Annotated in this window: 14 protein-coding genes; 8 read left to right on the top strand and 6 right to left on the bottom strand. The window is 74.9% G+C overall.

The features are described from left to right. Nucleotides 1–75: 75 nt before the first annotated feature. The 3 genes from WMF31_RS19855 to WMF31_RS19845 all read right to left on the bottom strand — a co-directional run bounded on the left by WMF31_RS19855 (nt 76) and on the right by WMF31_RS19845 (nt 2,851). Complete coding sequence (locus WMF31_RS19855) at nt 76–438, bottom strand: septal ring lytic transglycosylase RlpA family protein (RefSeq protein ID WP_420878038.1); 363 nt, start codon at nt 436–438, stop codon at nt 76–78. A 215-nt stretch (nt 439–653) separates the two neighbouring features. Next, complete coding sequence (locus tag WMF31_RS19850; protein ID WP_436603461.1) at nt 654–1,199, bottom strand: hypothetical protein; 546 nt, start codon at nt 1,197–1,199, stop codon at nt 654–656. Between the two features lie 977 nt (nt 1,200–2,176). Continuing rightward, nucleotides 2,177–2,851 carry a carbonic anhydrase gene (locus WMF31_RS19845; RefSeq protein ID WP_436603460.1) on the bottom strand — a complete coding sequence of 225 codons (675 nt, stop codon included), beginning with the start codon at nt 2,849–2,851 and terminating at the stop codon, nt 2,177–2,179. Between the two features lie 109 nt (nt 2,852–2,960). Here WMF31_RS19845 and WMF31_RS19840 point away from each other — a divergent pair, with 109 nt between their 5' ends. The 5 genes from WMF31_RS19840 to WMF31_RS19820 all read left to right on the top strand — a co-directional run bounded on the left by WMF31_RS19840 (nt 2,961) and on the right by WMF31_RS19820 (nt 9,703). Beyond that, nucleotides 2,961–3,953: a bestrophin family protein gene (locus WMF31_RS19840; RefSeq protein ID WP_436603459.1), complete on the top strand. Its 993-nt coding sequence runs from the start codon at nt 2,961–2,963 to the stop codon at nt 3,951–3,953. A 222-nt stretch (nt 3,954–4,175) separates the two neighbouring features. Continuing rightward, nucleotides 4,176–5,567: a KamA family radical SAM protein gene (locus tag WMF31_RS19835; protein WP_436603458.1), complete on the top strand. Its 1,392-nt coding sequence runs from the start codon at nt 4,176–4,178 to the stop codon at nt 5,565–5,567. Next, nucleotides 5,567–6,886: a pyridoxal phosphate-dependent aminotransferase gene (locus WMF31_RS19830; protein ID WP_436603457.1), complete on the top strand. Its 1,320-nt coding sequence runs from the start codon at nt 5,567–5,569 to the stop codon at nt 6,884–6,886. Before WMF31_RS19835 ends, WMF31_RS19830 begins: the two co-directional genes overlap by 1 nt. A 97-nt stretch (nt 6,887–6,983) precedes the next feature. Beyond that, on the top strand, nt 6,984–7,154 hold the full coding sequence (locus WMF31_RS19825; RefSeq protein ID WP_436603456.1) for a hypothetical protein: 171 nt from the start codon (nt 6,984–6,986) through the stop codon (nt 7,152–7,154). Beyond that, complete coding sequence (locus WMF31_RS19820) at nt 7,142–9,703, top strand: hypothetical protein (RefSeq protein WP_436603455.1); 2,562 nt, start codon at nt 7,142–7,144, stop codon at nt 9,701–9,703. Before WMF31_RS19825 ends, WMF31_RS19820 begins: the two co-directional genes overlap by 13 nt. Here WMF31_RS19820 and WMF31_RS19815 read toward each other — a convergent pair whose 3' ends face one another. Both WMF31_RS19815 and WMF31_RS19810 read right to left on the bottom strand, forming a co-directional pair. After that, nucleotides 9,704–10,483, bottom strand: a complete 780-nt coding sequence (locus WMF31_RS19815) for a sigma factor-like helix-turn-helix DNA-binding protein (protein WP_436603454.1) — start codon at nt 10,481–10,483, stop codon at nt 9,704–9,706. A gap of 238 nt (nt 10,484–10,721) precedes the next feature. Next, nucleotides 10,722–11,219 carry a MerR family transcriptional regulator gene (locus tag WMF31_RS19810; protein WP_242516274.1) on the bottom strand — a complete coding sequence of 166 codons (498 nt, stop codon included), beginning with the start codon at nt 11,217–11,219 and terminating at the stop codon, nt 10,722–10,724. A 475-nt stretch (nt 11,220–11,694) separates the two neighbouring features. On the opposite strand from WMF31_RS19810, the gene WMF31_RS19805 reads away from it, so the two are divergent. Genes WMF31_RS19805 through WMF31_RS19795 form a run of 3 tightly spaced genes read left to right on the top strand, consistent with a single transcriptional unit; the run spans nt 11,695 to nt 16,168 of the window. Then, on the top strand, nt 11,695–12,486 hold the full coding sequence (locus tag WMF31_RS19805) for an alpha/beta fold hydrolase (RefSeq protein WP_436603453.1): 792 nt from the start codon (nt 11,695–11,697) through the stop codon (nt 12,484–12,486). Then, complete coding sequence (locus WMF31_RS19800) at nt 12,486–15,125, top strand: ABC transporter substrate-binding protein (protein WP_436603452.1); 2,640 nt, start codon at nt 12,486–12,488, stop codon at nt 15,123–15,125. Before WMF31_RS19805 ends, WMF31_RS19800 begins: the two co-directional genes overlap by 1 nt. Beyond that, the gene (locus tag WMF31_RS19795; protein ID WP_436603451.1) at nt 15,122–16,168 is read left to right on the top strand and encodes an ABC transporter permease; all 1,047 of its coding nucleotides are present in this window, start codon (nt 15,122–15,124) and stop codon (nt 16,166–16,168) included. Before WMF31_RS19800 ends, WMF31_RS19795 begins: the two co-directional genes overlap by 4 nt. A 61-nt stretch (nt 16,169–16,229) precedes the next feature. Here the strand turns inward: WMF31_RS19795 and WMF31_RS19790 are convergent, their stop codons facing one another. After that, nucleotides 16,230–19,163, bottom strand: a complete 2,934-nt coding sequence (locus WMF31_RS19790) for a response regulator (protein WP_436603450.1) — start codon at nt 19,161–19,163, stop codon at nt 16,230–16,232. Between the last annotated feature and the right edge of the window lie 162 nt (nt 19,164–19,325).

Raw genomic sequence — 19,325 nt, 5'->3', positions numbered from 1 at the left:
TCGTGGCTCGCCTCCACTCCAGCCGCTCCGGGGAGCCCCCGGGCGCCGCGCCACCCCGTCAGGCCGCCGGGAGGGTCAGCGCGGCCGCTTCTTGGACGGCTTCCGGGCCGGCTTCCAGATGAGCTCGAGCGTCACGTCGACGACGCCCTCCTTGATGAGCCCGAGCCGCTCGGCGGCCTTGCGCGACAGATCGATGACCCGGCCGCGCTTGAACGGGCCGCGGTCGTTGATCCGCACGCGCACGCGGCGCCCGTCCCGGCGGACGACATCGACGAGCGTGCCGAACGGCAACGTCCGGTGCGCGGCGGTCATCGCGCGCGGGTTGTACGGCTCGCCGCTCGCCGTGGCGCGCCCGGTGAACTTGTCGGCGTAGTACGTCGCGCGCCCGCGCTGGATCGGGACCCCCTTCGTCGCGCGCCGGGCGCTCGCGGGCGCGATCGGGGTCGAGATGCGATGCTCGTCCTCGTCCGCCTCGTCGTCGCCTCGCTCCGGCGGCGCCGGGCTCGACTCGGGGACGAGCCTGGCGGGCGCGGGCACGTGGGCGGCGTCGTCGCCCGTCCGGGGCGCGATGGGCTGGTGCGCGGAGCAGGAAGAGATGCAGAGGAGAATCAAGGCCAGCGCCCGCGCCGCGCCACGGCGTCTCTCCAGCGCCGTCATGTCGCCTCGGGCGCGGCGCGGTCGGCCGACGAGGGATCGAGCTCGGCTGCGGGCGGGGTCACAGCGGCGACCAGCGAGAGGGCGGCGGGCTCGCTCCCGTCGCCGCCGGCGGGCAGCGCGGCCGCGGGCGCCGCCTTGGACCGCACGAACCGGGCCAGCCCGCGGAACGGCACGCCGGTCGGGCAGATCCGCTCCTTCTCGGCGAGGACCTCGTCCGGCACGTGCGCGAGGGCGAGCGCCGCGGCGTCGAAGTCCGGCATGCTCCGTGACGACGCGAGCACCACGGCCATGAGCCCCGGGTACGCCCCCCGGGAGGCGGCGATGCGCTCGGCCTCGCCGAGGTCGCAGCGGCCGCACGCGATGCAGCGGGAGAAGCCGGGCAGCGCAGCGCGCTCGGCGGGCGAGAGCGCCGGCAGCCGATCGGCGTCGTAGTTCTCGTGGAAGAGCGCGAGCCCGCTCGGGCCGTCGAAGAGGCGGCGCACCGCCACCTTGACGAGGGACCACGCGAGGACCGCGAGGGCGAGAGCACGACCGGAGAGCACCTTCGGTCCATAACCCGAAACAGGTCCGCGCGCAGAGCCAGATGCGCAGGGGTCGCCGGAACGAGGCCGCGCCGGGCGCATGGCTGGCTGGATCTTTCCTCCGGGAAGGGACCTGGCCGCCGGGCAGCGGAGGGCACGGCATGGCGCATCTCGGCGCCCTCTCTCCGCTCCGCCACGCGGCGCGCGATCGCGGAGCGTCGCCGGAGCGACCGGGCGCATCCACGGGCGACCGGTCTCCGTCTCGAGGAGTGAACACCTCGCCGGCGCCGCGCACCAGAGTCCGACAAGCGCTGCGAGCGCGAGATTCGATCGTCCACAACGAGGCCCGTCCGCCGGCATTCGTCCTGGCCGTTCACGGGCCCTGCCCTGGCGCTACTGCGGGTAGTCGGACCGAGAGGCGGGCCGCCATGACGCCAAGGGCGCCAAGAAACCAGGGAAGTAGAAGGGGAAAGGGAGGGACAATCCTTCCCCTCTCTCCTTGGCGTCGTTCGCGGCATGGCGGTTCTTCTGCCGATCCGGGGCCACTTCCCGCAGTCGTGCTAGCTCCTGCGCTCGCGGCGCAACTCCCCTTCTCCCGGAAAGGATGTCGTCGACGCGCCACGCCCCGAGGAGCCGACAGGCAGCCTGTCTCCTCGAAGAAACGACTGAATACCACGCCGGCGCCCAGCAACGGAGCCCAGCATGTTCTTCGAGGTCCTGTCGCACGCCGCGCTCCATATCCGCTCCTCCGGAGCCTCGCTGATCACGGCCCCCTGGCTCGTCGGCAGCGCGTACTGGCGTTCGTGGTGGAACTACCCTCCTCCCAGGAAAGACGTCTGCCATGGAGCGCTATCTCTGACCGCCGCTCCCCCGAGGAGGCCCACGGCCGGCGGCGCGGCGCGCCGGCTCGCGGCGCACGCTCGTGAACAGCGCCCGGGGTGCGGGGCGCCCGGAACAGCGCCCGGGGTGCGGGGCGCCCGGCGCCTCGCGCGCGGGCTTCACGGGCGATCGAGGAACGTCACCTCGCCGGTCTCCAGGGCGTACTCGGCGCCCACGATGCGCATCCCCTCCTCCGCGCACAGCCGCTCGATCAGGCGGCTGCCGTGCCGGAGGTGATCGCACGAGTTGCGCACGTTGGCGCGCACCGCCTCGCGCATCAGGGTATCCCTCGCGCACTCCCGCCCGGCGGCGCTCACCACCGTCTCCACGGGGCTCCGGCAGCGCTCGACGATGTCACGGATGTTGTCGGTGAGGACGTCGCCCTCCCCCTCGCCGAGCACGCCGTCGAGCGTGGACTTGATGGCCCCGCAGCGCGTGTGGCCCATCACCACCGCGAGGCGGGTCCCGAAGGCGGCGGCGGCGAACTCCACGCTGCCGACCAGCGAGGGGGCCACCACGTTGCCCGCCACCCGGATGACGAACAGGTCGCCCAGCCCCTGGTCGAAGATGATCTCCGCCGGCACCCGGGAGTCCGAGCAGGAGAGGATGATGGCAAAGGGGCGTTGGCCCTCGACGAGCGCCGCCCGGGCCGCCGGCCCAATCGCGATGTGCTCGCTCCGTGTGTTGTCCACGAAGCGTCGGTTGCCCTCCATGAGCCGCCGCAAGGCGTGCTCGGCCGAGACGACCGGGATCTCGGGGCCTGCGCTGGTGCTATGCGAGTCTCTCGTCACCATACCCCCGACGCTCCATGGTCGAGCGGGCCGCGGACGTCAAGGCAGGCGCCCTGCCTGTCGCCCTCGCGGGCTTGTGGCGCGAAGGCGCGCCCCTTACGTGGAGACGGCGATGACGTCCCCCGCGTCCGACGCCGCTTCGCCCGCTCGCCCGTCGATCTCCCCCGAGCAACGAGATCCGCGGCGATTCTGGAGCGATGCGCTCGCCTGGCACGGCGCGGTGACCCCGGTGGTGCTGCCGCGGGTGCTCGGCTTCGGGCTGTACGGCCTCGCGGTGGGCCTCGCGCACGAGGCGCTCGGCTGGCAGGGGCTGGAGGCTGGCCCGGTGCACTTCACCGGCGGCTTTTTGGCGCTGCTCCTCGTGCTGCGCACCAACGCGGGTTATGAGCGCTGGTGGGAGGCCCGCAAGCTGTGGGGCGGCATCGTCAATCAATCGCGCAACCTGGCCGTGGCCGGGCTCGCCTACGGCCCCGCGGACAAGGTGTGGCGGCAGCGCTTCGTGCGCTGGTCCGCGGCGTTCCCCGCCGTGGCGCGGCGGAGCCTCCGCGGCGAACGGGAGCTGCCCGACGTGGCGGCGCTGCTGCAGAGCGCCGAGGAGGCGGCGCGGCTCGCGCGCGCGGGGCACATGCCGTCCGCGGTCTCGCTCCGCCTCGGCGCGCTGCTGCGCGAGGCGCTCGATCGCGGCGCCATGCCCTCCATGGCGTTCTACTCCGCCGAGTACGAGCGGGCGCGCCTCATCGATCACGTGGGCGGCTGCGAGCGCATCCTCAAGACGCCCATGCCGCGCGTCCACACCATCAAGCTGCGGCGCTTCCTCGTCCTCTACCTGCTCGTGCTGCCGCCGGCGGTGGTGGGGCAGCTCTGGTGGACCCCCGCGCTGGTGACGATCCTCGTGGCCTATCCGCTGCTCGCGATCGATCAGATCGCCGTCGAGCTGGAGAACCCGTTCTCCAAGCGCAACCTCAGCCACCTGCCGCTCGAGGACATCTGCGGCACCGTCGAGGCGAACCTGCTCGATCTGCTCGGCCCGGAAGGTGGCCGCCCCGACGCGCCGTCTCCTCCCGCCGCGGGCGGCCCGCTCACGGGCGGACACGCCCTCCCATGACATGCCGCGGCGCGCGCCCGCCGCGCGATTGCGGCGCTGCCCGCGCGATTGCCGCGCTGTCCGCGCGATTGCCGCGCTGACCCGTGTCACCCGGGGCACACGGCGCGAGCGCCTCGCGCAGACCGCGTCGCTTTTCCTTGCAAAAGTTTGAGGTCAAACTAAATTCTAACCTCCACATCGAGGATGACACTGGGGAGGATGGAGGTCCGTTTGGGAGCCAGCATGAATTTCAGGAAGCTCAAGATCTATGAGGGACGGGACATCGATGATGTCCGGCAGCTCGCTCGGCTGAGCGAGCGCGATCGCGCCGCCATGAAGGCGGTGGCGGCCGTGTTGCCGTTCCGGGTCAACGATCATGTCCTCGAGGAGCTGATCGACTGGGACGCGGTGCCCGACGATCCGATATATCAGCTCACGTTCCCGCAGCCGGGCATGCTCGCGCCGGGCGATCTACAGCGCATGATGGGCCTCATGAGCGCGGGCGCGTCCCCGGCGCAGATCAGGGCGGCCGCGCGCGAGATCCAGCTGCGGCTCAACCCGCACCCGGCGGGGCAGATGGAGCTCAACGTGCCGCGGCTCGACGGCCAGCCGCTCAAGGGCATGCAGCACAAGTACCGGGAGACGGTGCTCTTCTTCCCCGCGCAGGGGCAGACCTGCCACGCCTACTGCACCTATTGCTTCCGGTGGCCACAGTTCGTGGGCCTCGACGACGAGATGAAGTTCGCGAGCCGCGAGGCCGAGACGCTGCTCGCCTACCTGCGCGCTCACCCGGAGGTCACGAACGTCCTCTTCACCGGCGGCGATCCGCTGCTGATGAAGACCGCCGTGCTGCGCCGCTACATCGAGCCGCTGCTCCGCGCCCGGCTGCCTCACCTCGTCAGCATCCGGATCGGCACCAAGGCGCCGGCGTACTGGCCCCACCGGTTCGTCACGGACGCGGACGCCGACGATCTGCTCCGCCTCTTCGAGGAGATCCGGGCGGCCGGGATGCACATCGCCCTGATGGCGCACTTCAGCCACCCGCGCGAGCTCGAGCCGCCCATCGCAGAGGAGGCCGTCCGCCGCATCCGGAGCACGGGGGCCGTGGTGCGGTGCCAGGCGCCGCTCATCCGGCACGTCAACGACGACCCCACGGCGTGGGCGACGATGTGGGCCGCGCAGGTGCGCCTCGGCGCCGTGCCCTACTACATGTTCGTCGAGCGGGACACCGGGGCGCGCGGCTACTTCGAGGTGCCGCTCGCGCGGGCAGCCGAGATCTTCCGGGTCGCTTACCGGAGCGTCTCCGGCCTCGCCAGGACGGTGCGCGGGCCGTCGATGAGCGCCACGCCCGGCAAGGTGCTCATCCACGGCGTGGCCCGGGTGGGCTCCCAGCAGGCCTTCGTCTTGCAGATGCTCCAGGCGCGCAACCCCGAGTGGGTCGGCCGGCCGTTTTTCGCCGCCTACGACCCGGCCGCCACGTGGTTCGATCAGCTCCGGCCGCTGGCCGGCGACGACGAGTTCTTCTTCGAGCGAGAGCTCCAGGCGATGAAGCGGGAACGGCGATCGCGCGACCTGGCCCGCCGGAGCCTCCCGGTCTTCGGCGTGCCCCCGCTGCCCCACGCCGCGGTGAGCTGATGGGCCGCGAGATCCTCGCCGAGGCCTGCCTCACGCCGAGGCTGAGCGGGCTCGGCGTGTCCCCGACCGTGGCCATGAACGAGCTCTGCGACGAGCTCCGGAGCCGCGGCCGCTCGATCGCCAAGCTCGGCCTGGGGCAGTCGCCCTTCGCCGTGCCGGCGCCGGTGGTCGCGGCGCTCGAGGCCAACGCCTGGCGCAAGGATTACCTCGCCGTCAAGGGGCTGCGCGCGCTGCGCGACGCGGTCGCCGACTACCACCGGCGCCGGCACGGCGTCGCCTGCTCCGGCGACGACGTGCTCATCGGCCCGGGCTCGAAGGAGCTGATGTTCCTGCTGCAGGTGGTCTACCGCGGGGATCTCGTGATCCCCACGCCCGCGTGGGTCTCCTACGCGCCGCAGGCCCGGATCATCGGGCGCGAGGTCCACCTCGTCCCCACCGACGCCGCGAGCGGCTGGCGCCTCCTGCCCGAGCAGCTCGAGGCGCTCTGCCGCGACACCCCGCATCGCCCGCGCGTCCTCATCCTGAACTACCCGAGCAACCCGACCGGCGGCACGTACACGGCGCAGCAGATCGAGGCGCTCGGGGAGGTCGCGCGCGCCCACGGCATCATCGTGCTCTCCGACGAGATCTACGGCGAGCTGCACTTCGAGGGGCGCCACGCCTCGATCGCGCGCAGCTACCCCGAGGGCACGATCATCAGCAGCGGGCTCAGCAAGTGGTGCGGCGCCGGCGGCTGGCGCCTGGGCACGTTCACGTTCCCTGCGAAGCTCAGGTGGCTGCTCGACGCGATGGCCATCGTCGCGAGCGAGTCGTTCACGACCACGAGCGCCCCGATCCAGTACGCCGCGGTGCGCGCGTTCGAGGGCGGGCAGGAGATCGAGGACTACCTGCGGCGCGCGCGGCAGATCCTCGCGGCGCTCGCCCAGGCCGCGACGCGCACGCTGCGCGCCGCCGGCGTCCAGGTCGAGCCGGCCGCGGGCTCCTTCTACCTGTTCCCCGACTTCGCGCCGCTCGCGGGCGCGCTGCGCGCCCGCGGCGTAGAGACGAGCGACGCGCTCTGCGCCCGCCTGCTCACCGACGCCGGCGTCGCGCTCCTCCCCGGCAGCGCCTTCGGTCGGCCGCCGCAGGAGCTCACGGCGAGGATCGCGCTGGTCGATTTCGACGGCGCCCGCGCGATGGCCGGGCTCGCCGCGGCGCGGGACGGCGAGCCGCTGGGCGACGACTTCCTCCGCACCTACTGCTTCACGGTGATGGACGCCATCGAGCGGCTGTGCGCGTGGGCCCGCCCGGGCGCGGCGCCCGATCCGCGCTCCGCCTGACGCCCGCGCCCCGGGCGCGGTCCCCTCGCTCCCTCTGGCGCTCGGCTCCCGCAAGGAGGATCGGCGGCCGTCGACCCTGTGGTATGAGCCGGGGCGGATGGCCTGTTCGCTCCGCACCCCCACCGCGCTCCTCTCCGCCGTGACCGCCACGGCGGCCGCCCCGCTGCTCACCGCGCGCGGCGGCGGCAACGGGGACGCCCCCTCGATCCCCCTCGCCGACATCGAGCTGGGAGACGCACCCGAGGCGGCCGTCGCATGCGCTCTCTGAGGCCCGCGCTCCCGCTCCCGTTGCTCGCGCTCGCGGCGGCGTGCCGCGGCCCCGCGCCCGCCGCCCCGCCGCCGGGGCACGCCCTCGCCTCGACGCCGGAAGGGAGCGTCGGGCGCATCGAGGTGCGCCACATCGAGGCGCGGCCGCGGCTGACGCTCGTCTCGCGCGACGGGGATCCCGCGCCCGCGCTCGTCGCCTCGGTGGCGACCGATCTCGGGTCGGTCGCCACGACGGCGCTCGCCAGCGTGGTCGAGGCGCGGCTGCGCGCCGCCGGCTTCGACGCCGACGCGCGCATCGACCGCAGCGCCTTCCGCGTGCGCCTGCTCGTCCGCGACGCGGCGCGCGTCGAGCCGTTCCTGCGCGCGCTGTCGGCGGCGTTCACGCAGCCCGTCGCGGCGGGCAGCCCGGAGGTCGCCCTCGCGATGGAGCGGGTGCGGGCGCTCCGGGCCAGCCCGCTCGACGCGCCGGAGCTCGCGCCGATCGCGGCGTGCACCGGCCGGCTCGGCCTCGCCGGCGCCGAGCCCGTCGTCGATCTGTCGACGCCCGCGGGCGTGCGCGAGCTCGACGGGTGGCGGACGGCGGCGCTGCACGCCGGGCGCACCTCGATCGCCGTGGTCGGCCCGGCCGCGTTCTGCGCGGAGGCGGCCCGCGCGGCGGAGCGCGTCGACGCCTGGCCCGCGGGCAGCCCGGCCACCGACGCGTGGCCCTCTGCGGACACGCTCGGCGTGTACTCGACGAACCAGCTCGGGCGGCGGGGCGCGCGCGTCACCGTGGCCGCGCGCGTCGCGAGCCCGCAGGCGGCGGTCGCCGCGGCGGAGCGGCTCGGCGCGCCGGGGTCGCCGCTCCGCGCGCGGCTCTCGGCGCTGCCTTCACCGTTCCGCACCGTCGAGGTGGTCGGCGTGGCCCGCCCGCGCGGCGGGTGCGTGAGCGTGACGCTCGAGGCGTCCGATCTGCCGGCGGCCCCGCCCGTCGAGACCTCGTCGGCGCTCGCGGCCGCGGTGGCGCGGCAGGAGATCCGCCGCGGCCTCGCGGCGCCGAGCGCCACCATCGCCACGCGGCAGATCCTCACGGCGCGGGACCCGCGCGACGCGGGCGCGCGCGCCGCCTGGTGGGCGCTCTCGGGGAGCGCCCCGGGCGCGCCGCCGGAGCGGTGGGCGACGGCGCTCGGCGTGCCCCCGAGCGCCGATCCGCCGCGGCCGTCGGCGCCGGAGTCGCCCGGCGGGAAGCGCTTCGAGGCCGAGCTCGGGCGCGCGCTCGCCGCGGGCGCCCAGCCCGCGCTGGAGCGGCGATCGCTGGTCGAGCGCGGGCAAGGCGAGGTCTGGGTCCTGCTCGCGAGCCCGTGCGGCGTCGCCGACGAGGGGCAGTACGACGCCGGCTCGACGGCGCTCGCCGCGCTCTCGGCCGTGCAGCTCCGGCGGCGAGAGCTCGACGTGACGATCGAGCCCTGGATCACGGCGGACGCGGTCGGGGTGATCGCTCACGCGCCGTTCCGCGACGACCGCGAGACGCCCGCCGAGCTCGCGCGCCGCGTCGCGAGCGCCGCCGCGCGGACGGTGGCGGCGACGACCGTGAGCCCCGACGCGCTCGCGCTCGCGCGCGCCGCGGCGCTCGAGCACCTGGAGCGCCTCGCCGGCGGGCGGGCCGCGGCGCTCGAGGCGTTCGCCTCCGCGCTCGCGCCCGATCACCCGTCGTGGATCGAGCCGCTCGGCGTCTGGGACCGGGTGGCGAGCAGCGCGATCGACACCGTGCGGCTCCGCTGGCAGGCGCTCGCGACGGGGCCGCTCCGGCTCGCCGTCCTCGCGAACGCCGACGCCTCGCAGGCGACGGCCGCGGCGGAGGCCGCCGAGCGCTGGCTCGCGCCGCGGCTCACGGCGCGCGGGTGCGGCTCGCCGGACGGCGCCGTGGTCGCTCGGCCCGGGCACCACGACGTCCGCCTGCCGGAGGGGACCTCCCTGGCGCAGGCCCTCGTCGGCGCGCGGCTCCCGGCCGCGCCCGCGGCGCACGATCTCGCCGAGCTCACGGTCGCCGCCCTCAACGGCAGCGACGGCCTGCTCGCCGCGGCGCTCAGCGCGGCGGCCTCGCCCGCTGCGGCCCCGGCGGCCTCGCCTGCTGCGGCCCCGGCGGCCTCGCCCGCTGCGGCCCCGGCGGCCTCGCCTCCGGCGGTGGCGGCCCCCTCGCCCCCGGCGCCGGCGCGGCCGCTCGCGGCGCGCGCAAGCGCTCGCCTCCTCGGCGGGACGCGCGCGGCGGCGCTCGCCGTCGAGATCCGGGCGCCGAGCGCCGAGATCGGCGAGGCCTCGGCCCGTGTGAAGGCGCTCCTCGCCGGCCTCGCCCAGCGGGCGACCGACGCGGACCTCCGCCGCGCCGCGGACCACGTCGCCCGGCACGAGCGCGACGCGCTCGCCGAGCCTCGACGCCGGCTGATCGACCTCTGGCGCGGCCCGGCGTCCGGCGCGCCGCCGGCCCGGATCACGCTGGCCGCGTGGCGCGCTTTCCTCTCGAGCGCGCTCGGCGCGGACGCGATCGTGACCGTCGAAGCCCGGCCCGACTGATCACTCCCCGCCGTCGAAGTCGGCGGCGTCCTCGATCGCGGCCATCCGGTCGGCGCGCCCGGCCCCGAGGCCGTCGTGATCCGCGTCGCTCGCGCCGCGCGCGTCGTCGTCGTCCTCGTCGAGCGCGACCTCGTCCTCGTCCTCGTCCTCCTCGGGCTGGGCCAGCACCGGGAGCCGGCGCTTGCCGACGGGGCCCTCATCGACGTAGTCGCGCAGCGCCATCATGTCCTTCAGCGCCTCGAGCTTCGCGAGCGCCTTGACCTCGACCTGGCGGATCCGCTCCCGCGTCAGGTTCATGATCGCTCCCACATCCTCCAGCGTCGTGCCGCCGCGATCGGCGACGTCGAGCGCGCACGTCTCGTTCATGTCCCAGACCTCTAGATCGGGGAAATTCAGCTTGATGGCGCCCGTCCTGGCCGACACGTCGAGATAGAGGTGGTGCTGGCACGACACGTACGGGCACGGCCTCGGGCCGTCGACGCACTCGGCGCGGGTCCGCGGCTTGTAGTAGTCGGTCTCGGGGTAGAGCATCCGGCCGATCTCGAGCTCGCGCTTGGTCATGCGCTTGACGCTGATCGTCCGCGCCCGGATCTCGCGCTTGCGCCGGGACCTGCGCTGCTCGCGCGTGATGGCGGTGCCCGACGGCTCGGGCTCCACCTGGCGCGCCAGCGCCCCCTCGACGACGGGCTCAGCCGCCCCCGCGGGCTCGCAAGCACCACCCACCGCATCCGCACCGTCCAGGCCGAAGATCTCGAGCTCGCTGTCAGACACCGTCGCCATGCGCTGCCTCCGTTTGGTAGCGTCTCCGCTCTCAAGCGCGCGCGTTCCCCTTGACGTCCGAGTCCCTGCTCGAGCGCCAGGGGCACCGCTCCATTGCCCGACGTAACGCCGGATGCCGTCCCCAGAAATTCGAGACGAAGCGAGCCGGAGCCCGCCCCGTCCACCGCAAAAGCCCAGGCGGGGCCGCTCGCGCGGCCCCGTTCACTTCACGAAAACAAAGATCCCGCGACTCGGCCTCTCAGGAAGAGGCCGCCTGTCTCGTCAGCCGCGCTTGCGCCATCAAGCGCTCTTCTATCAGCGCCAGCTTCGCGACGAGCTCCCGCGCGAGCGTCTCCGCGCTCGCGAGGTCCTGGGCTATCGCCCTGCCGCTCGTCTCGCTCCGCCGGTCCTTGGCAGCTTCCCTGAGCGCGTTGAAGACCTTGGCCATCGCGCGCTCGAGCTCCTCGATATCACCTCTCACGAACAGGAATTCACGCTGGATCTCTTCGATGGTGTAGTCCTGGGCCATCATCTCCTTGATGCGCTGAATCTGGCGGACTACCGTGGCCGGATACATGCCCTGCGAGCCCTGATGCTTGCCCTTTCGCCCCACGCGCACGCTGCGCGGGAGCAGGCCGAGCTGCACGTATTTCCTCAACGTCGCTTCGCTGAACTTGATGCCATGCGCCGCGAACAGCTCGAGGATATCGCTCGAGGTGATCCCCTGGGCGTGCTCGCGCTCGATGCGATCCAGCACGTCCTCGGGGATCCTCTGCACCGGTCCTCCCATCGTTGCCGGAGGCCCTACCCAACCGACGCGGGCGACTCTATTCCACTGAATGGAATACAGTCAATTGACGCGACGACGATTATTGTGTGGTCGTCGCGGAATGCGGTCCTTGCCCGCGGTTCCTGACGCACCTCGGACATTTTTCGTCCGCCGACCCGGATCGGCGATCCGCACGGCGCGGTGGGGGGTGGGCGTCGCGGTGAGGAACCCGGGGCGCGGGGCGCACGGAGCGCGAGCGACGGCGCGCCGGGCGCGCGGGGGAGGCTGGGCAGCGGCATCGCCCTTACCCTGACACACATCGGTCCTTTCAGACAAAAGGGCTGATACTCTCGCCGCCACCATGGCCAAGGCCCTTGCCAGCGAGGGTCGGGGGGCGGCCCCGCCTGCCGCCCCCCGACCGGTCGAACGTGTCGTCCGGGACGTTACAGCCCGGGGTGTCAGGATGCGGGTCCTGGTCGCCGGAGCCGGCAACGGCCCGGCGCTCCTCCTGGTGCACAGCTTCCTCGTGAGCCACCTGGAGTTCGACGACGTGATCGACGCGCTGGCCCAGCGCTTCCACGTCATCGCCCCGGACCTCCCGGGGTTCGGCGAGAGCGAGAAGCCGAGCCCGGCGCGGTACGCCTACGGGATCGAGACGTTCGCCGAGGCCATCGCCGACCTCATCGCGGCCTTCGGCGTCGGCCGGGCGCACGTCGTCGGCCACGCGATGGGCGCGGCCGTCGCGATCACGCTCGCCGCCGAGCACCCCGAGCTCGTCCAGCGGCTCGTGCTGGAGGACGCGCTCTGTTACCCGTTCCCCATGAGCTTCAAGCGGAAGCTCCCGCTCCTGCCCGTCGTCGGGGGCATCGTCTTCAAGCAGCTGCTCGGCCGCGGCTCGTTCCGGTCGTACTTCCGCGACGGCGTGTTCCGAGCGGACGCGGCGGTGCCGCTCTCGCGCATCGACCGGCACTACGACCTGTTCAACGCGCCGTCGGCGCGCGAGAGCGCCTACGCGGTGCTGCGCGCGGTGCTCGACGCGCGCCCCGTGGTCGCGCGCCTCACCCGGATCACGGCGCCGACCCTCGTCGTCTGGGGGCGCGACGACCGCATCTTCCCGGCCGCCGGCGCGCAGCGGCTGGCCCGCGAGATCTCGGGCGCGATGCTCGAGATCATGGACGCGGGGCACTCGCCCCACGAGGAGCGGCCGGAGGAGTTCGTCGCGCTCGTGACGCAGTTCCTCGAAGGGAAGCGGTGATGGAGCGCGCGGCCCGCGCCCTGCTCGGCGATGACGCGGCGCGGCGCTTCTGGCAGGACCGGTCGGCGCGGCTCGGCCTCGGCCTCGTCGCGCTGCTCGCGCTGTTCGCCGCGGCGGGGCCGGCCGTCATCGCCCACGACCCGAACGCGAGCGACTTCAGCCTGTCCCGCGACGCCTTCGGCGCGCCGCCCGGGCCGTCGGCCGCGCACTGGCTCGGGACGGACCCGCTCTTCCGCGACCTGCTCGCGCGCCTCGCGCACGGCGCGCGGCTCTCGCTCGTCATCGCGCTCTCGTCCACGGCGCTCGCCGTGGGGCTCGGCGCGCTCGTCGGCGTCGCCGCCGGCATGGCCCACGGCACGCGGGCGGCCGCGCTCGACGGCGCGCTCATGCGGCTCGTCGACGTGATCCTCGCCCTGCCCTACCTCCTGCTCGTGACCGCGATCGGCGTCGCCGTGGGGCGGGCCGACGTGGGGACGATCCTGCTCGTGCTCGGCCTCACGGGCTGGACCGGCGCGGCGCGGCTCGTCCGCGCCAAGACGATCGAGCTCGCGCAGCGCGACTTCGTGGCCTCGGCGCGCGCGCTCGGCGCCGGGCCGCTGCACGTCGTCCGGAGGCACATCCTGCCGAACGTCGGCGGCACGCTGCTCGCGCTCGCGACCGTCATCGCCGGGCAGATGATCCTCGCCGAGGCCGCGCTCGGCTACCTCGGCGTCGGCGTGCAGCCGCCGACCGCGACGTGGGGCCGGATGCTGCACGAGGCCGAGCCGTACCTCGGGGCAAGGCCGCTCCTGGTCGCGGCGCCGGGGTTCGCCATCCTGCTCGCCGTGCTCGGCTTCCACCGCGTGGGCGAGGGGCTCCGCGACGCGCTCGATCCGGCCGGCGCCGAGCTCCCGCGCGGCCGGCGCCTGCCGGTCGACCTGCTCATCGCGGGCGCGGCGCTGCTCCTGCTCTCGGGCGGCTCGCCGAGCCGCGTGCGCCCGCCGCGGGGCGGCGGGCCGCCGCCTGCGGCGCCGGTCCGGGGCGGGACCCTGCGCGTCGCGACCACGGTCCACGCGCGCGCGCTCGATCCGGCGATCTCCTACGACGAGCTCTCGGGCACCGTCGCGGATCACGTCTTCGCCCGCCTCGTCACCTGGGACCGGGGCGGCCAGATCGTGCCCGACCTCGCGCGCGCGATCGAGGTCGAGCGGGGCGGGCGGACGTACGTCTTCACGCTCCGCGAGGGCGTGCGCTTCCACGACGGCGCGGAGCTCCGCGCCGCGGACGTGAAGCGCTCGATCGAGCGGACGCTCCACCCGGGGACGCCGAGCCCCGGCGCGAGCCAGTACGAGATGATCGAGGGCTTCGACGCGTTCCACCGCGGCGCGGCGCCGCACCTCGCCGGCGTGCGGGTGCTCGGCGACGCCGCGATCGCGATCGACCTGCGCGCGCCGGACGCGACGTTCCTGCCGCGGATGACGCTCGCGTTCATGGCGCCGGTGTGCCCCTCGTCCGGCGCCGTGGTCGACCCGACGCGCCCGCCCGCGCCGTGCGGCGCGGGCCCGTTCCGCGTCGAGCGCTGGGACCAGGACGGCAGGATCCGGCTCGTCCGGCACGAGGGCTACTTCCGGCCGGGCCGGCCTTACCTCGACGCGATCGAGTGGCAGACCGGGATGCGCGCGACCACCCAGCGCTACAGGTTCGAGGAGGGCGAGCTCGACTACCTGCGCGATCTGACGGCGATCGACGCGGCGGCGTACCGCGCCGACCCCGCGTGGGAGGGCCAGCGGCGCTGGACGCCCCAGCCCAGGACCAACGCCATCTTCCTGAACACCGAGCTCCCGCCGTTCGATCGGCTCGCCGTGCGGCGCGCCGTGGCGCTCGCCGTCGACCCCTCGGTGCTCGAGAAGGTGAGGCCCGATCTCGTCGCCATCGACCGGGTGCTGCCGGAGTCGATCCCGGGCCCCCCGCGCGACGAGCCGATGCGACGGCACGACCTGCCGGCCGCCCTCGCGGAGATGGCCGCGGCCGGCTACCCGTACGATCCGGCGACCGGCCAGGGCGGCTACCCGGGGGTCATCGACTACATCGCCATCCCGGACACCATGGAGCAGGCGGTCGGCGAGATCTTCCAGCAGCAGCTCGCGCGGGTGGGGCTCCGCGTCCGCCTGCGGCTCGTCAGCTGGGCGACCTACCTCGCCGAGGCCTCGCGGCGCCGCACGATCCCCATGGGCTGGGCCGGGTGGCAGGCCGACTTCCCCGACCCGGCGAGCTTCTTCGAGCCGACGCTCTCCTCGCGGGCCATCCGCGACGAGGGCTCGCAGAACTTCGCCTTCTTCCGGAGCGAGGCGCTCGATCGCGCGCTCGACGCCGCCCACGTGGAGCAGGATCGCGCGCGGCGCCTCGCGCTCTACGCCCGGGCCGAGGCCATCGTCCGCGATCTCGCGCCCTGGGTGCCCACGTACACGCGGCGCCTGCTCGAGCTCTGGCAGCCTTCCGTGCGCGGCTACGAGCGCTCCGCGGTGCTCTCGCCGCGCTTCCACGACGTCTGGCTCGATCCGGCCGCGCGGCGCGCGGCGCGCGGCGGCGGGCCGCGCGCGGGAGGGCCGCTCGCCTCTCGGCCCCGCGCCCTGCTCGCGCGCGCCGGGCTCCCGCGATGAGCGCCGCGATCGCGCACCTGCTCCGGCGCCTCGGGTGGGCGGCGATCCTGATCGCCGGGGTCACCGCCGTCTCGTTCGTGATCGCGTACCTCCTGCCGGGCGACGCGGCGCGGATGCTGGTCGGGCCGCAGGCGTCGGCCGCCGACATCGAGCACGTCCGGGCGATCCACGCGCTGGATCGGCCGGTCCCCGTGCAGTTCGCGCGGTTCGTCCGCAGGCTCGTGCACCTCGGACCGGAGCGGGGCGACGGCCCGTCCGCGCGCGCGGGCGCGCGCGGGCACCCGGAGCACCGGAGCTGCGCGGCGGGGCCGCTCGGCGTGCACGTCGACCTCGGCTACAGCTTCCACTACCGCAGGCCGGTCGTCGAGCTGCTGGCGGCGAAGGCGCCGCGCACCCTGGAGCTCGCGCTCGCCGCCCTGCTGGTGCAGCTCCTGCTCGGCCTCGCGCTCGGGATCGTCGCGGCGGCGCGCCGCGGGACGGCCTGGGAGGACGCCGCGCTCGGCGCCGCGCTGCTCGGCGCGAGCGCGCCGACCTTCGTGATCGGCCCCGTCCTGCAGTACGTGCTCGCGTACGAGCTCCGGCTCCTGCCGTACGACGGGTACGGCGCCACGGCGGCCGAGCACCTCGGCTCGCTCGTCCTGCCGGCGCTGACGCTCGGCGTCTTCGGCAGCGCCCTCTACGCGCGCGTCGTCCGCGAGGAGCTCCGGACGCTGCTCCGCCAGGACTTCATCCGGACCGCGCGCGCCAAGGGCGCCTCTCGCCTGCGCGCGCTCGTCGTCCACGCGCTGCGCAACGCGCTGCTGCCGCTCGCCACGCTCGCCGCGCTGGACTTCGGCGCCCTGGCCGGCGGCGCGATCGTCACGGAGCGGCTCTTCCGCTGGCCCGGCATCGGGAGCATGGCGGTCGAGGCGCTGCAGAACCGGGACGGCCCGCTCATCGTCGGGACGGTGATCTTCGCGGCGACCGCCATCGTGCTCGTCACGGTGGCGCTCGATCTCGCGGCCGTGGCGCTCGATCCCCGCCTCCGATCGCGGTCTCGCTGAGCGCGCCGCGGCGGCGGGGCCCGCTCGGGGCTCGCCTCCGCGACGCGCGCGACCGGCGCGGTCAGGGCATGCCGGCGAGCGCGCGGCACTCGGCGCCGAGCGGGGAGTCGGGCGAGGACAGCTCGGCGCACTTGCGGAACGAGGCGCGCCCGCCGCGCCCCGCGGACTGCTCCGCGGCGCCGCGGAGGTGCCACGCGCTGGCGCTGCCCGGGGAGGCCGCCGTGAGCTGCTGGGCGAGCTGCACCGCCCTGGCGGCCTGCCCCGCCTCCAGCGCGCGCATCACGCGGGCGGAGAGGCTCCCGCCCTCCTCGGCCGGCGCGGGCGGCGCAGCCCGGGCCTGCTCTCGCGCTGGCGCGGCGGGCCGACCCGCGGTCGACGGAGCGGTCGGCTGCGGCGCCGCGACGACCGGCGTCGGAGGGCTCTTCGCGGGAGGTGCGCCGGCCGGCGCGCCCGCGCTCTCCGGGGCGGGCTCGGCCGGTGCACGGGCCGAGGACTCGGCGGGGCCGGGTACGGAGAGCGCCGGCGCGTCCGAGCGTTCTCCTTCCGGCGCGGTGGCGGGCTCGCCCTCTTTCGCGGTGGAGGCCGTCATGGTCGCCGCGGGGAGCTCTGCCGCCATGGGCGCCTCGACGTGCGGCGGAGGCGCGGGGCGCCGCGTCCGGCTGATCAGCCATACGCCGGCGCCGCCGATCGCGAGCGCCGTGACCAGGCCGGCCACGATCCGCGCGAGGCGCGCCCGGCGTGCTTCCTGCTGCGGTGGCCTCCAGAGCGACGCTTCGACCGCGCCGGCGGTCGTGTCGATGTCCTCGGCGCTCGAGGAGGCGTCCTGCGCCACCCCCCCCTCCGGCGCGCCCTCTCCGCGGAAGAAGAAGCGCTCGCTCTCGCTGATGGGCCCGGCGTCGCTCGGGGACGCGTCGTCCGGCGCCGTCCCGAGGCTCGATGTCTGCGCATCGCCTGCCGGCGCATCGCCCGCCGGCGCATCGCCCGCCGGCGCGGGATCCGGCGGCGCCGCGGCGGCCTCGGAGCGGAGCGGCTCCGCGGGCCTCGCCGGGTCAGGCTGGAGCGCCCGCGGCCGCGGCGTATCGCGCGGGATCGCGACGGCCGGCGGCGCATCGCTCGGCGGGCGCGGCCGGAGCGTGGGGATCGTCGATGCCGGCGCAGGGCGCTCCTCGGCGGCAGGCGGCGCAGCGCCCTGCTCCGCCGCGCTCTCCGGCGGCTGCGCGGCGAGCGCCTCGGGCGGCCTGGATCCGCCGCGCTGCTCGGCGGGAGCCACCGAGGCGGAGGGCCGGTCGCTCTTGCTCGCCAGCGGCCGCTCGCTCTTGCTCGCCGCCAGCGGCCGATCACTCTTGCTGGCCGCCAGCGGCCGCTCGCTCTTGCTCGCCGCCAGCGGCCGCTCGCTCTTGCTCGCCGCCAGCGGCCGCTCGCTCTTGCTCGCCGCCAGCGGCCGCTCGCTCTTGCTGATCGCCAGCGGCCGGTCGCTCTTGCTCGCCGCAAGCGGCCGGTCGCCCTGTGCGGCGCGCGGCCTCTGCGCGAACCCGCGCGGCGTCACCAGCGGTCGCGTGAGCGGCGCCTCCTCCATGCTGGCCGGCGGCGCCTCGCTGTCCCCGGCCTCGCGCTCCTTGCGGGCGCGCGCCGCCCGCTCCGCCTCGATGCGTGACGACGCGGCGCTCCGCGGCGGCTCGGAGGCCGGGCGCCCCTCCCCCGCACCGGCGGGACGCGGCGCGATCGCGCTCCCGGCGCGCGTGCTCGCCCCGAGCATCGCGCTGCGGGTCGTCACGGGGCGCGCGGCGGCCTCGGCCTCGAGATCCCCCGGCGGCGCGGGCGCCTCCGATGCGGACCGGAGGCGCGGGAGCACCGCGGGCGAGGCGCGCGTCGAGAGCGGCGCTGGAACCACGGCGGCGTCCTCGAGATCCTCGGCGCCGGCCTGCCCCGCGCCGCCATCCGGGTCGAACGATCGCCGCGCTCCCGAGAGCGAGGAGAGCGGCGAGAGATCGTCGTGGAAGGCCGTCTCCGGCTCGCTCGGCACGACGTCGTCGGGCGGGAGCGCGGCCGCGGGGATCAGCAGGCCCTCGAAGTACAGCTTCGAGATCGTGGAGAGCGTCGAGAGATCCTCGAACGGCGACGCATCGACCACCTGCATCAGCGTCCGCCTGCCGTCGAACAGGCGCAGGATCCCGTTCAGCTCGTCGGGGATCTCGTTCAGCCGCTCCAGGAGCTCCTCGCTGTCGACCTCGAAGACGGTGCTGAGCGACGGCAGCGCCTCGAGGAGCCGGCCCCACTCGTCGACCCGGCGCATGCCCTCCATCAGCAGGCCCTGGGTCGACGTCTCGATCACGTCCGGGTTGTCGACCTTGCAGAACTCGACCTCGAACGTCCCCTCGTTCCAGAGGAGCGCGCGGTAGACGGCCTCCTCGCCGCAGAGCCGGCCGAGCGTCGCGTCGACGACCTTGCCCTCGCGGAAGTAGACCTGCGCCTCGTGGTCCCCGTGCGAGAGGTGGACGATCCCGCTCTTCCGGCTGACCTCGAACGTCTGCAGGAGGTCGACGACGTTCATGTCGAGGATCGACCCGGAAAACCTGGTCCGGCCGGTGCTCGCGAAGTGGCGCGTCGTGATCCCCTCGCGCGTCCGGCGCGCGAGGAGCAGCGTCACCCGCGCGATGAGCTCGCGCACGAAGATCGGCTTCGTCAGGTAGTCCTCGACGCCGAGCTCGAGCCCGCGGATCTTGTCCTCGATGGACCGCTGGCTCGTCAGGAACACGACCGGGATCGAGGCCCAGTCGGCGCGCTCCTTCATCTTGCGGACGAGCGCATAGCCGTCGACGTTGGGCAGGCGGGTGTCGCTGAGGACGAGGTCCGGCGTCGAGACCTCGAGCTTCGCGAGCGCGTCCCCGCCGTCCATCGCGGTGGTCACGCTGTAACCGGCCTTCTTCAGGCTGACCTCGAGGACCCGAACGCTGCGTGGATCCGCGTCGACCAGGAGGAGCTGTTGCTTGGCCACTAGAGGTTTCCGCCTCGCGAAGGATGGCGAGCCCGAGCGGACGCTGTCAAGCGCTCCGCCCTGTGCATCGCAACCGCCGTCGATCGCTTGTCCCGCGGCCGTGGGCCCGGAGATCGACAGCGCGCATCGTGCGCACAGGACGCCGGGGAAGGCCAGGTTTCG

This window comes from Sorangium sp. So ce1036, from assembly GCF_051369805.1.
Lineage (GTDB): Bacteria > Myxococcota_A > Polyangia > Polyangiales > Polyangiaceae > Sorangium > Sorangium cellulosum_F.
This window is presented reverse-complemented; position numbering and strand designations above follow the sequence as displayed.

Coding starts and splice junctions, on each gene's coding strand:
- WMF31_RS19825 (WP_436603456.1), top strand. CDS start 6,984: ATGGCCTGTTCGCTCCGCACCCCCACCGCGCTCCTCTCCGCCGTGACC.
- WMF31_RS19815 (WP_436603454.1), bottom strand. CDS start 10,483: ATGGCGACGGTGTCTGACAGCGAGCTCGAGATCTTCGGCCTGGACGGT.
- WMF31_RS19800 (WP_436603452.1), top strand. CDS start 12,486: ATGGAGCGCGCGGCCCGCGCCCTGCTCGGCGATGACGCGGCGCGGCGC.
- WMF31_RS19845 (WP_436603460.1), bottom strand. CDS start 2,851: ATGGTGACGAGAGACTCGCATAGCACCAGCGCAGGCCCCGAGATCCCG.
- WMF31_RS19840 (WP_436603459.1), top strand. CDS start 2,961: ATGACGTCCCCCGCGTCCGACGCCGCTTCGCCCGCTCGCCCGTCGATC.
- WMF31_RS19820 (WP_436603455.1), top strand. CDS start 7,142: ATGCGCTCTCTGAGGCCCGCGCTCCCGCTCCCGTTGCTCGCGCTCGCG.
- WMF31_RS19795 (WP_436603451.1), top strand. CDS start 15,122: ATGAGCGCCGCGATCGCGCACCTGCTCCGGCGCCTCGGGTGGGCGGCG.
- WMF31_RS19830 (WP_436603457.1), top strand. CDS start 5,567: ATGGGCCGCGAGATCCTCGCCGAGGCCTGCCTCACGCCGAGGCTGAGC.
- WMF31_RS19805 (WP_436603453.1), top strand. CDS start 11,695: ATGCGGGTCCTGGTCGCCGGAGCCGGCAACGGCCCGGCGCTCCTCCTG.
- WMF31_RS19835 (WP_436603458.1), top strand. CDS start 4,176: ATGAATTTCAGGAAGCTCAAGATCTATGAGGGACGGGACATCGATGAT.